Source organism: Allobosea sp. BE125, assembly GCF_031456075.1.
GTDB lineage: Bacteria > Pseudomonadota > Alphaproteobacteria > Rhizobiales > Beijerinckiaceae > Allobosea.
This window is the reverse complement of the sequence record NZ_JAVDTY010000001.1, coordinates 996,971-1,009,799: the sequence shown is the minus strand read 5'-3', so window position 1 is coordinate 1,009,799 and position 12,829 is coordinate 996,971. Positions and strand designations below refer to the sequence as shown.

Sequence of the window (12,829 nt, the reverse complement as noted above, 5' to 3'; positions counted from 1 at the left end):
GGCGCCTCACCAGGGAATCGCCTCGCCCGTCCAGCTCCGGAAGCTGTTGGTCTGAGCCATGCCCGAGGCATCGATCGTGCGGATCAGGCTGGAGGCGCTTTCAGCCGGCGTGATGTCGGCCGCGCCGCCGCCCATATCGGTCTGGACCCAGCCGGGGTGGAACAGAAGCACACTGACGTCGCGCTCGCGGATGGCGTTGCCGAACACGACCATGGCCATGTTCACCGCCGTCTTTGAGGAGCGATAGATCAGCGAACCCGATGGATTGCTGCCGAGCGAGCCCATGCGGCTGGAGATGGTCGCGATCTTGCGGCCGCCGCCGGCCTCGACATTGGGCAGGAAGGCCTGCGCCACCCGCACGGGCGCGTAGACATTGACCTCGAAGACCTCGCGCCAGGCGTTAAAATCGACGCTCAGCCCGGTCTGCTTGTCACGCGGGCCATAGAGGCCGGCATTGTTCACCAGCACGTCGAGCGGCTGATCGCCGAGCGCAGCCCTTGCCGCTGCGACGCTGTCATCGGAGGTGACGTCGAGCTCGAGCGGGATCAGCGCCGATGTGTGCTCGGCCGCGAGTTCCGCCAGCGCCCCGCCCCAGGGGTTGCGCGCCGCCGCCACGACATGGTCGCCACGGCGCAGCAATTCCATGGTCAGCGCCAGCCCAATGCCGCGATTGGCGCCGGTGATCATCCAGGTCTGGGGCATGGGGTGTCTCCGTGGGGTCTCTGGAGTTAGAGGCTGTCAGGGACTGTAGCCTTGCTGCCGCTTCTTTCCAGTCCGATGGTTCGCTGCCATCGCAGGTGAGAGGATGTCCCAATGGCCCAGCAGCAGATTCGCTTCGATGACGGAGCTGCCTATGAGCAGATGATGGGCAAATGGAGCCGCCTTGCCGGCGACGTCTTCCTCGATTGGCTCAGCCCGGCCCAGGGCCTGCGCTGGGTCGATGTGGGTTGTGGCAACGGCGCTTCGACCCAGCTGATCTTCGATCGCTGCGCACCCGCTATGCTGAAAGGCATCGATCCATCGCCCGGGCAGCTGGCTTTCGCGCGTACGCGGCCTGTCGCCGCGCTGGCGGAGTTCGCCCTTGGCGACGCCATGGCGCTGCCGTTTCCAGCCGGGGATTTCGATGCCGCCATCATGGCGCTGGTGATCTTCTTCGTTCCCGACCCAGCCAAAGGCGTTGCGGAAATGGTCAGGGTCCTGCGCCCCGGCGGGCTCGTCGCGGCTTATGCCTGGGACATTCCCGGCGGCGGCTTCCCGCTCGAGCCGATCCAGGCGGAGATGCGGGCCTTCGGGATCGAGCCGCTGCGTCCGCCGCAAGCCGACATCGCGCGGATCGACGCCCTGGCGCGGCTCTGGACGGAAGCCGGCCTGATCAATGTCGAGACGCGCGAGATCGTGGTGCAACGCGACTTTGCCGGTTTCGACGAGTTCTGGAGGATCTGCCTGCTCAGCTCGACGATCAGTGGCGCGGTCGCCGCCATGGCGCCCGACGATGTCGCGCTCCTGAAGGAGAGGGTCAAGGCGCGCCTGACCGCCGGGCGCGATGGTCAGGTCTCCTATGTCGCGCGCGCCAACGCCGTGAAAGGCACGACGCCGGCGCGCATCTGACGACGGGAAGACATTATCCCTTCGGCTTGCCATATCCTCCCGCCGTCGGCGTGATCACCGTCACCGCCTCGCCGGCCTGCAGCAGCGTCTGGTCGGAGGGCTTCAGCTCCTCGACCGCGCCGGACAGCCTGCGCACCGTCGTCTTGCCCAATTGCCCGGCCTCGCCGCCTTTCACGCCGAAGGGGCGGACCTTGCGATGCGAGGCGAGGATGGCGCAGTCCATGGTCTTGCGGAAACGGATGGTGCGGCTGGTGCCGTCGCCTGCGCTCCACTGCCCTTTGCCGCCCGAACCGGCCCGGATGTGGAAATCCTCCAGCACGACCGGGAAACGCGTCTCCAGGATTTCCGGATCGGTCAGGCGCGAGTTCGTCATATGGACATGCACGCCCGAGGTGCCGTTGAAGCCCGGCCCCGCCGGCGAGCCCGAGCAGATCGTCTCGTAATACTGGTACTCGTCATTGCCGAAGGTGAGGTTGTTCATCGTGCCCTGCGAGGCCGACATCGCCTCCAGCGCCCCGAACAATGTGTTCGTCACCGCCTGGCTGACTTCGACATTGCCCGCCACCACGGCGGCCGGATAACGCGGCGAGAGCATCGAACCCTCCGGGATGATGATCCTGATCGGCCTGAGACAGCCGGCATTCATCGGGATCGCATCATCGACCATGACGCGGAAGACATAGAGCACGGCGGCGCGCGTCACCGGCGCCGGCGCATTGAAATTGTCGCCGCGCTGCTCCGAAGTGCCGGTGAAGTCGACCGTCGCCTCGCGCTTTTCGCGATCGATCGTGACCTTGACCTTGATCGCGCAGCCCTGGTCCATCGGATAGGTGAACTCGGCGTCGTGCAGCTTGGTCAAAAGCCGCGCCACGCTCTCGGCCGCATTGTCCTGGACATGGCCCATATAGGCCTGGACCACGTCGAGCCCGAAGGCGGCGATCATCTTCCTGAGCTCGGCCACGCCCTTCTCATTGGCCGCGATCTGGGCCTTCAGGTCATTGACGTTCTGGACGACGTTGCGGACGGGGTAGCGCGCGCTGGTCAGGAGCTTGACGAGGTCCTCCTCGCAGAAGCGGCCCTGATCGACGATCTTGAAATTGTCGATATAGACGCCCTCCTCCTCGATATGCGTCGCCAGCGGCGACATCGAGCCAGGCGCCACGCCGCCGACATCGGCATGGTGGCCGCGGCTCGCCACCCAGAACAGGATCTCCTTCTCCGCCTCGTCGAAGACCGGGGTGCAGACGGTGATGTCGGGCAGATGCGTGCCGCCGTTGTAGGGCGCGTTCAGGCAGTAGACATCGCCCGGCTTGATCACCGGATTGTTCTTGATGACGGTCTCGACCGACTTGTCCATCGAGCCCAGATGCACCGGCATGTGAGGCGCGTTGGCGACGAGAGAGGCGGTGGTGTCGAAGACGGCGCAGGAGAAGTCGAGCCGCTCCTTGATGTTCACGGAATAGGCCGTGTTCTGCAGCGTCACGCCCATCTGCTCGGCGATCGACATGAACAGGTTGTTGAAGATCTCCAGCATCACCGGATCGGCCTTGGTGCCGATCGCGGCGTTCTGGACCAGCGCTTTCGAGCGCACCAGCACGAGATGGTCCTTGGCCGTGAGCTTGGCCGACCAGCCCTCCTCGACCACGACGGTCTGGTTGGGCTCGATGATGATGGCCGGCCCCGCAATCTGCTGACCCGGCGACATCGCCTCGCGGCGCACGATCGCCGCCTCATGCCACTGCCCCTTCGAGAAGAGGCGGGTGCGCTCTGCTGTCGCCGGCTCGCCGGCGCTCTCGGCCGACGACGCCTCCTCGAACTTCGCCCCACCGCCGACGGCCTCGACTTCAACAGCCTCGACGACCAGCGCCTTGCTCTCGTCCATGAAGCCGAAGCGCGCCTTATGCGCGAACTGGAAGGCCTGCCTCATCTCGGCGCGGCTGCCGGCCGCGACGGCGATGGCCGTATCGGTGCCGGCATAGCGGATATGGGCTCTGGTATGGATGGCGATCGCCTCAGTCGGCACGCCCTGCCCCGTCAGCTCGGAGCGGGTCTCGGCCGCGAGCTTGTCGGCAACCCCTGCGATGGCAGCCTTCGCTCCATCGTCGAGCGGCACGTCGAGCGCCGCCGTCCGGGTCGAGCGGATTTCGGCGAGCCCCATGCCATAGGCCGAGAGCAGGCCGGAGAACGGATGCAGCAGCACGGTCTTGATGCCGAGCGCATCGGCCACGAGGCAGGCATGCTGCCCGCCGGCACCACCGAAGGAGTTTAGCGCATAGCGGGTGATGTCGTAGCCGCGCTGGACCGAGATCTTCTTGATCGCCTCTGCCATGTTGGCGACCGCGATCTGGATGAAGCCGTCGGCGACCTCCTCAGGACTGCGTCCATCGCCGACCTCGGCCGCGAGCGCCGCGAACTTCTCCTTGACGGTCTCGACATCGAGCGGCTGATCGCGCTTCTCGCCGAAGATCGGCGGAAAATAGGCCGGGATCAGCTTGCCGACCATGACATTCGCGTCGGTCACGGCGAGCGGCCCGCCACGGCGATAGGCGGCCGGGCCCGGATTGGCGCCGGCGGAATCGGGCCCGACGCGGAAACGCGCGCCGTCATAATGCAGGATCGAGCCGCCGCCGGCCGCAACCGTATGGATCAGCATCATCGGCGCGCGCATGCGCACGCCGGCGACCTCGGTCTCGAAGGCGCGCTCATACTCGCCGTCGAAATGGGCGACGTCGGTCGAGGTGCCGCCCATGTCGAAGCCGATGACCTTGTCGAAGCCGGCCGAGCGGCCGGTCTCGGCAAGGCCGACGACGCCGCCGGCCGGGCCGGACAGGATCGCGTCCTTGCCCTGGAACAGCTCCGCGGCAGTGAGGCCGCCCGAGGACATCATGAACATCAATCGCGCGCCGGTGCGGGCGATGTCGAGTTCCTCCGAGACCTGCGCGACATAGCGGCCCAGGATCGGCGAGAGATAGGCGTCGACCACGGCCGTATCGCCGCGCCCGACCAGCTTGATCAGCGGCGAGACCTCATGGCTCACCGAAACCTGCGGGAAGCCGATCTCGCGGGCGATGCGCGCCGCGACCTGCTCATGGGCGGGATAGCGATAGGCGTGCATGAAGACGATCGCGACGGCGCGGAAGCCGGCATCGAACTGTGCCTGAAGCGCAGCCCGGATTGCGGCCTCATCGGGTGCGCGCTCGACCTCACCATCGGCCAATACGCGCTCGTCGATCTCGGCGACGGCGTCATAGAGCTGCTCGGGCTTGATGATCTCCTTGGCGAAGATGTCGGGCCGTGCCTGGTAGCCGATCCGCAGCGCATCGCGGAAACCCTTGGTGATGACCAGCAGCGTGCGGTCGCCCTTGCGCTCGAGCAGCGCATTGGTGGCGACCGTGGTGCCCATCCGCACCTCGTCGATCAGCCCGGCGGGAATCGGCTCCCCCGTCTTCAACCCGAGATGGTCACGGATGCCCTGCACGGCCGCATCGCGATAGGCGCCCGGATTCTCCGAGAGCAGCTTCCTGGCGTGAAGCTTGCCTGAGGGATCGCGGCCGATCACATCGGTGAAGGTGCCGCCACGGTCGATCCAGAAGTCCCAACGACCCGTCGTCATGTGAAGCCTCCGCGCGAACAAGCGGGCGAGAGGCCCGATGACGTTTCATCGATAAATCGTCGATGAAACGTTGACAAGCAGGATTCGACGGCTACGATCCCGATTGTGACCGGAACATGGCTGAGGGGCCAGGCCGATCTGGAGCCTGACGATCTCTGGCTCTCACATAGCAGGAGGATGCGATGACAGGATCGGCCCTGGCAATCGGCGACGCATGGCGCGCCTATCAGGGAGCGAGCGCCCGATGATGCGCCGCTCGCTCGACTCCCTCTATCTCTGGTCCGGCTATGCCGCCGGCGGCTTCCTCATCCTGATCTTCATCCTGATGATGGGCCTCTCGCTCGGCCGCGAGATCGGGCTCAACATTCCCGCCGGCGACGATTTTACCTCCTGGTGCATGGCCGCGATGGCCTTCCTGGGTCTCGCCCACACCTTCAAATCCGGCGACATGATCCGGGTTGGCCTGCTGATCGACCGGTTCGAGGGCCGCACGCGCTGGTGCTTCGAGACCTTCTCGCTCGTGCTCGGCCTCGGTTTCGCCGGCTTCTTCGCCTGGCACGCAGCGGTGATGACCTGGCAGTCCTACGAGTTCACCGACATCGCCGGCGGCGTCGTGCCGATGCCGATGTGGATCCCGCAGCTCGGCTATTCCGGCGGCCTCGTGATCCTGTTCATCGCCATGCTCGACGAGTTCGTCCATGTCGTGCTGCGCGGACAGCCGCCCCGCTACGAGAAGCCTCCGGCGCAATCCGACGAGGAAATCGTCGAGCGCGCCATGGCGAGCGGAGTGTGACGCGATGGCGATGATCGAAATTTCCGGCCTGCTCCTGATCCTGCTGACGATCTTCCTCGCCGGCGGCGTCTGGATCGCGATTTCGCTGATGGCCTGCGGCTGGGTGGCGATGCAGTTCGTCGGCGGCGGCATCCCGGCCGGCGCGGTGCTCGCGACCACGATCTGGGGCAACAGCGCCTCCTGGACGCTGGCCGCGCTGCCGCTCTTCATCTGGATGGGCGAAATCCTCTACCGCACCAAGCTGTCGGAGGAGATGTTCCGGGGCCTGGCGCCCTGGCTCAACTGGCTGCCTGGCCGATTGATGCATGTGAACGTGCTCGCCTGCGGCATCTTCGGCTCGGTTTCGGGCTCCTCGGCCGCAACCTGCGCCACGGTCGCGAAGATCGCGCTGCCGGAGCTCAAGAAGCGCGGCTATGACGAGACCGTCGCGCTCGGCTCGCTCGCCGGCGCCGGCACGCTCGGCATCCTGATCCCGCCCTCGATCACCATGGTGGTCTATGCGGTCGCGGCCAATGTCTCGATCATCCAGATCTTCCTCGCCGGCTTCCTGCCCGGCCTGCTCGTGATGGTGCTCTATTCCGGCTACATCGTCGTCTGGCACATGCTCAACCCGGACAAGTCGCCGCCGCCGGAGCCGGCGATGCCATTCCGCGAGAAGCTGAAGGAATCGGCACAGCTCATCCCCTGCATGCTGCTGATCGCGCTGGTCTTCCTCTCGCTGTTGCTGGGTTGGGCGACGGCAACCGAATGCGCCGCCTGGGGCGTGCTCGGCTCCTTCGGCATCGCCTGGTGGTCAGGCACGCTGACGAAAGACGCGTTCTGGCAAAGCGTGATGGGCACGACGCGGATCACCTGCATGATCATGCTGATCCTGGCCGGCGCCTCCTTCATGTCGACCTCGATGGCCTATACCGGCATCCCGCTGGCGCTGGCCGCCTGGGTCGATTCCCTGCACCTCTCGCCCTACGCGCTGATCGCCGCGCTGACGGTGATGTATATCGTGCTCGGCACGGCGCTCGACGGCATCTCGATGATCGTGCTGACGACCGCGATCGTCATTCCGATGATCAAGACCGCCGGTTTCGACCTGGTCTGGTTCGGCATTTTCCTGGTGCTCATCGTCGAGATGGCCGAGGTCTCGCCGCCGGTCGGTTTCAACCTGTTCGTGCTTCAGACCATGTCGGGCAAGGACTCCAATACGGTCGCGCTCGCCGCCCTACCCTTCTTTTTTCTGCTGGTCGCCGCCGTCGCGATCATTACGATCTTCCCCCAGATCGTGATGATCCTGCCGGAAATGGCCTTTCCGCCGCAATGACACCGCATCAACAACAAGGGAACGGAGACACCGCAATGACACGCAACGACCTCATCAAGGGCCTGCTCGCGATCGGCGTCGCCACTGGTGCGCTGGCGCTCGCCACGACGGGCGCGCTGGCGCAAGCCAAATGGAACCTGCCGGCGGCCTACCCGGCCGACAATCCCCATAGCGAGAACCTCGCCATCTTCGCCAAGGATGTCGAGGCCGCGACGTCAGGCAAGCTCTCGATCACGCTCCACGCCAACGCCTCGCTGTTCAAGGCCCCGGAGATCAAGCGCGCGGTCCAGACCGGCCAGGCCCAGATGGGCGAAGTGCTGATGTCGATCCACGAGAACGAGGACCCGGTCTACGGCATCGACGTCGTGCCGTTCCTCGCCGCGTCCTTCGCCGAATCGAAGAAGCTCTATGCCGCCTCGAAGCCCGCGGTCGAGAAGAAGCTCGACAGCCAGGGCATCAAGCTCCTGTTCATGGTCCCCTGGGCGCCGCAGGGCGTCTACGCCAAGAAGGACATCAACACGGTCGAGGACATGAAGGGGCTGAAATGGCGCTCCTACAATGTCGGCACGACGCGGCTGGGCGAGCTGCTCGGCATGCAGTCGGTGACGATCCAGGCGGCGGAACTGCCGCAGGCGCTGGCGACCGGAGTGGTCAACTCGTTCATGTCCTCGGGCGGCACCGGCTACGACTCCAAGGTCTGGGAATCGCTGACGCATTTCTATGACACCAAGGCCTGGATCCCGAAGAACGCGACCTTCGTCAACAAGGCCGCCTTCGCCGCCTTGGACAAGCCGACCCAGGATGCGATCCTCAAGGCTTCCGCCGACGCCGAAGCCCGTGGCTGGAAGATGTGGGAAGAGAAGGCCGGTTGGTATCTCGACCAGCTCAAGGCCAAGGGCATGAAGGTGCAGCAGCCCTCGCCGGAACTCGCGGCCGGCTTCAAAAAGGCTGGCGACACGCTAACCGCCGACTGGCTGAAGAAGGCCGGCACCGACGGCCAGGCGATCGTCGACGCTTACAAGAAGATGTGAGGCTCAAGCTTCTCCAAAAAAGCGCGGGGAACCCCTCTCCCGTAGGGAGAGGGGCAGGGGTGAGGGGTCCGGCCCCTGGACCAGCAAAGCGCCAATCTCAACGCAGCGGTCGGTCACAGCCAACGCGTCCAACGGCCTACACCTCACCCTGCCCTCTCACTGAACTCGGGCCTGCCCGAGTTCAGCTCTCAAAGTGTCAAAGTCGGGTAGACCCGACTTTGATGCAGGAGAGGGTTCCCCGCGCCTCATTCGGGTTGCGAGCATGTCTTCCATTCCCCCCAACGATCTCGGACCCATCGTCTCCTCCGGCCACCTCGCCTCGGGCGCGATGCCGGCGCTGTCGGAGTTCGAGTTCGCCATGAATATGACGGCGCATGCCTTCCAGCGCTGGATCGTGCGCGCCATGGCGGCGGCCGGCCTCGCCGACCTGTCACAGCTCGACGTGCTGGTGCTGCACAACGTGAACCATCGCGGCAAGCCCAAGCGCCTCGCCGACATCTGCCTCGTCCTCAACATCGAGGACACGCATCTGGTGAACTACTCGCTCAAGAAGCTCGAGCGCCTCAAGCTCCTGAAGGGCGGCCGCAAGGGCAAGGAGAAGACCGTCGCGGTCACCCAGGCCGGTGAGGACGCCTGCAAGCGCTACGCCCAGATCCGCGAGCAGCTCCTGGTCAAATCGGTGCTCGGCACCGGCCTGGACCCGGCGCGCCTTTCCGAGATCGCCGCCGCGATGCGCTCGCTCTCAGGCCATTACGACCAGGCGGCGCGGGCAGCGGCAAGCCTGTAGAGCAGCCTTTTCCCTTCTCCCCTGGCGGAAGAAGGTGGTGCGCAGCGAGAGCCCCGCGGGCCACCGGTCGCGTGGGTTCGGATCTGCCTTTGTGCGTATCCAAGATACGCGAGCCCGGGTAGCGTCGCAGGCGCGGCTGCGTGCCGATACGCCCCTTCAGACAAGGACCTCAAACAGACGCCTCGGCCGGTTCCGACATCGTCACCCGGTTCTTGACGCTGGGGCGCTCCTGCATCCTTGCATACCAGGCTTGAAGAGCCCCGCACTCCGCAGGCAGCGGCAGCTCCACGAGCCCGGCAAAGATCAGGCCGCCTATGACCGTGATGTCGGCCATCGAGAAGACCTCACCGGCGACGAACGGCTGTCTTTTCAGAATGCCATCGAAATAGCGCATGCCCTTCAGGGCTTTGTCGCGCTGACGGAAGCCCCACTCGGCGTTCTGATAAATCTCGACATCGGGTCCAAGCCCCGGTGTGGCGTGATGGAAGTAAACGCTGACAGCGTCGAGCAGCTCGAGCTCGGCGCGCTTGCTCATCATGTGGATCAAGCCCTTTTCGCGCGGTGTTCTGCCGGTGAGCGTGGGAGCGCCGTCAAGCGCGTCGAGATATTCGGTGATGGCCGTGCACTCGGCAATGAAGGTCCCGTCGTCGAGTTCGAGCACCGGCAGCGTGCCTGAGTAGTTCTTGGCGAGGAACTCGGGCGTCTTGTGCTGGCCTTTCCAGAGATCGATCGACACGAACTGGGCACGCGATTGCAGGCCTTTCTCGGCCAAAGCGATACGGACGCGGGCGGGATAAGGCCCGGTGGGCCAATCGTAAATCTTCATCGCCACTTCCTTTTGTCTACCTGCCACTTGGTAGACAAAACGTAGAGCTTCACACTTTCCCGGTCAACGCCTATCTGTCACTTGGTAGGTTGGTGGCCACGAAGCGGTGAGGCGGCGACATGAGTTCGAGCTCTCGGGAGGCCATCCTGGCAGCCGCCAGAAGGACTGCTCAGGCGCATGGCTATGGCGGCCTGAACTTCCGCGAACTCGCGGAAGATGTGGGCATCAAGGCCGCAAGCATCCATTATCATTTCCCGAGCAAGGCCGATCTCGGCGCGGCGGTAGCGAGGCGCTATTGGGAGGACACAGCGGCTGGCCTGGAGGCTATGCTGGCCGAAACTTCGGATCCGACCGACTGTCTGCGCCAATATCCCGGGATTTTCCGCAAGGCGCTCGAAAATGATAACCGCATCTGCCTCTGCAGCTTCATGGCCGCCGAATATGACGGCCTTCCGGAAGCCGTTAAAAACGAGGTCCAGACCTTTGCCGACGTCAATGTGGCATGGCTGAGCAGGGTCCTGTCGGCAGCGGCCGTGGTCAGTTCCGAGGAGAGCGAAGGGCGGGCTCGCGCCATCTTCGCGGCAATCATCGGCGCTCAGCTGATTGCGAGAAGCCGCTCGGATATTTCTCTCTATGACGCGGTAGTCGACAGCTATCGCGCGGCAGGGCTTCTGCCGGCGTAGACGGCACCATAGCCAACGTGCGGCATCAGAGAGGCCCCGCGAGCAGGCGCCTATTGCCTGAGAGCGTACTGGGTCCGCCCGTGGCCACTCCTGCCGACCAGCACGAATCTCTCGCATGGACCGAGCCGGCCGCTGCGACTGCTTCAGGCCGCAACGGCTCGAAACCAATCCCCCACGCGACGCGAAGCGGCCCGGCATCCCGCCGGACCGCTTCTAAATCGCCTCAAGCCGGCAATCGCGCTACGCCTGCGCGCCCTTCTGCCGCTCCGCATACTCCGCCTTCAGCGCCTCATGCAGCGACCAGAATCCGCTTGGCGGCCGCCCCGTGAGCTGGTCCTCGAGCAGGCCCAGATGCAGGTGCCAGCCGCTGGAGACCATCGCCATCCGGTCCTTCGTCGCGAGCCTGCGATGCGTCAGCACGAGGCGGACCTTGTCGCCGGCCTCCGACAGCACGAATTCGACGTCGGAATCGGGATCGCCCATGCCGACCCAGTTGAAGGCAAAGCGATGCGGTGGCTCCCAGGCGGTGATCGTGCCACCCATCAGCGAACCCTCGTCGTTCATCTTGCGAGCGCCTTCGGGCGGCGTCTCCTTGGTGATCTGCGAATGCTTAAAGAACAGCGCGACATGCCCGCCATCGCGCGGCTCGGCCTCGCCGCCGCAGAACCAGGTCGCGCGCTTGTCACTCTCGGTCAGATAGGCCCAGACCCGTTCGATCGGGCCCGGCAGCAGCCGCTCGAAGCGCACCGCGCCACTTTCCAGAACCACGCCATATTCATGTGCCGCTATTTGCATCGCTCTCTCCCTTCATTGTCTCGGCTTTCGCCAGTTCTTGCTCCAGATCGTCGAGTTTCGGTCCCCAGAAGCCGCGGACCTTGCGCACCCAGGCGTCGAACTCGTCGAGTCCTGCGGGATCGAGCCGGTAGATGCGGCGCTGGCCGCTGACCTCGACCCTGACCAGCCCGGCCTCCTTCAGCACCTTGAGATGCTGCGAGATCGCGGGTGCGCTGACCTTGAACCGCGCCCCGATCTCGCCAGCAGACAGCGCACCCTGCCCCAGCATCTCGACGATGCTGCGTCGCGTGGGCTCGGCGAGGGCGGCGAAACGATCCATGCCTCGATAATTCGTCATTCACTTAATTAAGTCAATAACAAAATATCGTCATCGAATGCGCGTGCGCCATGCTGCACCGCAGGATTGCGCTCGGCTCGTCTCTGCGCCAAAGCAGCGGCCCGCTCCGGAGCCGCCTGTCGCCCGCCATGCCTTCACGAAACGCGACCCTGAACGGCATCGTCATGATGCTCATCGGCATCCTGATGTTCTCGCTCAACGACGTGATGGGGAAATGGCTGGTCGCCACCTATTCGGTCGGCCAGGTGCTGCTGCTGCGCAGCGCTGCGGGCCTCGCATTGTTGCTGCCTTTCGTCTTCAAGCAGGGCGTGATGCGCACGCTCAGGCCCGAACGGCCGGGCCTTCAGGTCCTGCGCGTGGCCTTCGGCTCCGGCGAGGTCGCGCTGTTTTATCTTGCCGTTTCCTATCTGCCGCTGGCGGACACGATGACGATCTGGCTCGCGGCCCCGGTCTGGGTCGTCGTGCTGGCGGCGGTCCTGCTCGGCGAGCGCGTCGACGCCGCCCGCTGGCTTGCCGTCACGGCCGGCTTCATCGGCGTCGTGATCACACTCAATCCGACCAGCGCGAGCCTCTCGATGCCGGCGCTGATCGCGCTACTCGGCAGCGTCCTGTTCGCGGCGATGATGATCGCCGGGCGGCAATTGCGCGGCACACCCGACGTCACCCTCGTCGCCTGGCAGACGCTGGGCGCGCTGATCATGGGGCTTGTCCTGCTGCCCTTTGGCTGGGTCACGCCGACGCTGACCGATGCCGCGCTTCTCGGCCTGCTCGGCATCGTCGCAATGGTGGCGCATCTTTGCGTCACGCGCTCGCTCAAGCTCGCCGAAGCCTCGGTCGTCGTGCCCTATCAGTACACGCTGATCGTCTGGGCTCTGCTCTTCGGCTGGCTCGTCTTCGGCGACTGGCCGACGCCGGCAATGCTGTTCGGCTCGGCCCTGATCGTCGCGGCGGGGCTTGCCCTGCTCCTGCTCGAACGCCGCGCTGCCCCGGCAGCAGCGGCAGTTGATCTTCCCTGACACCCCGCGCGAAGCTTCCGCCGCC

Annotated in this window: 12 protein-coding genes; 7 read left to right on the top strand and 5 right to left on the bottom strand. The window is 65.2% G+C overall.

Features of this window, described 5'->3' with window-relative positions; translation table 11 throughout:
* Positions 1 to 6 precede the first annotated feature (6 nt).
* Positions 7 to 702, bottom strand: coding sequence for an SDR family oxidoreductase (locus J2Y55_RS04760; RefSeq protein WP_310148263.1), 696 nt, complete (start codon positions 700 to 702; stop codon positions 7 to 9).
* Between the two features lie 111 nt (positions 703 to 813).
* Between J2Y55_RS04760 and J2Y55_RS04755 the strand changes: the two genes are divergently transcribed.
* Entirely contained in the window at positions 814 to 1,608 is a 795-nt protein-coding gene (locus tag J2Y55_RS04755; protein ID WP_310148260.1) for a class I SAM-dependent methyltransferase, read from the top strand.
* 13 nt (positions 1,609 to 1,621) lie between these two features.
* On the opposite strand, the gene J2Y55_RS04750 is transcribed toward J2Y55_RS04755, so the two are convergent.
* Positions 1,622 to 5,221, bottom strand: coding sequence for a hydantoinase B/oxoprolinase family protein (locus J2Y55_RS04750; protein WP_310148257.1), 3,600 nt, complete (start codon positions 5,219 to 5,221; stop codon positions 1,622 to 1,624).
* 244 nt (positions 5,222 to 5,465) lie between these two features.
* On the opposite strand from J2Y55_RS04750, the gene J2Y55_RS04745 reads away from it, so the two are divergent.
* The 4 genes from J2Y55_RS04745 to J2Y55_RS04730 all read left to right on the top strand — a co-directional run bounded on the left by J2Y55_RS04745 (position 5,466) and on the right by J2Y55_RS04730 (position 9,147).
* Complete coding sequence (locus J2Y55_RS04745; RefSeq protein WP_310148254.1) at positions 5,466 to 6,014, top strand: TRAP transporter small permease; 549 nt, start codon at positions 5,466 to 5,468, stop codon at positions 6,012 to 6,014.
* Positions 6,015 to 6,018: 4 nt separating this feature from the next.
* On the top strand, positions 6,019 to 7,329 hold the full coding sequence (locus tag J2Y55_RS04740; RefSeq protein ID WP_310148252.1) for a TRAP transporter large permease: 1,311 nt from the start codon (positions 6,019 to 6,021) through the stop codon (positions 7,327 to 7,329).
* Between the two features lie 35 nt (positions 7,330 to 7,364).
* Positions 7,365 to 8,360, top strand: a complete 996-nt coding sequence (locus J2Y55_RS04735; protein WP_310148249.1) for a TRAP transporter substrate-binding protein — start codon at positions 7,365 to 7,367, stop codon at positions 8,358 to 8,360.
* 262 nt (positions 8,361 to 8,622) lie between these two features.
* Positions 8,623 to 9,147: a winged helix DNA-binding protein gene (locus J2Y55_RS04730; protein ID WP_310148246.1), complete on the top strand. Its 525-nt coding sequence runs from the start codon at positions 8,623 to 8,625 to the stop codon at positions 9,145 to 9,147.
* A 169-nt stretch (positions 9,148 to 9,316) separates the two neighbouring features.
* Here J2Y55_RS04730 and J2Y55_RS04725 read toward each other — a convergent pair whose 3' ends face one another.
* Entirely contained in the window at positions 9,317 to 9,973 is a 657-nt protein-coding gene (locus tag J2Y55_RS04725) for a glutathione S-transferase (RefSeq protein ID WP_310148729.1), read from the bottom strand.
* Positions 9,974 to 10,092: 119 nt separating this feature from the next.
* Between J2Y55_RS04725 and J2Y55_RS04720 the strand changes: the two genes are divergently transcribed.
* On the top strand, positions 10,093 to 10,656 hold the full coding sequence (locus J2Y55_RS04720) for a TetR/AcrR family transcriptional regulator (protein WP_310148244.1): 564 nt from the start codon (positions 10,093 to 10,095) through the stop codon (positions 10,654 to 10,656).
* Between the two features lie 240 nt (positions 10,657 to 10,896).
* Here the strand turns inward: J2Y55_RS04720 and J2Y55_RS04715 are convergent, their stop codons facing one another.
* The gene (locus J2Y55_RS04715) at positions 10,897 to 11,451 is read right to left on the bottom strand and encodes an SRPBCC family protein (protein WP_310148241.1); all 555 of its coding nucleotides are present in this window, start codon (positions 11,449 to 11,451) and stop codon (positions 10,897 to 10,899) included.
* Entirely contained in the window at positions 11,432 to 11,770 is a 339-nt protein-coding gene (locus tag J2Y55_RS04710) for an ArsR/SmtB family transcription factor (RefSeq protein ID WP_310148237.1), read from the bottom strand. The genes J2Y55_RS04715 and J2Y55_RS04710 overlap by 20 nt, the downstream gene beginning before the upstream one ends.
* Before the next feature lie 146 nt (positions 11,771 to 11,916).
* Here J2Y55_RS04710 and J2Y55_RS04705 point away from each other — a divergent pair, with 146 nt between their 5' ends.
* A complete protein-coding gene (locus J2Y55_RS04705; protein ID WP_310148234.1) occupies positions 11,917 to 12,804 on the top strand; it encodes a DMT family transporter in 888 nt (295 codons plus the stop codon).
* Positions 12,805 to 12,829 lie beyond the last annotated feature (25 nt).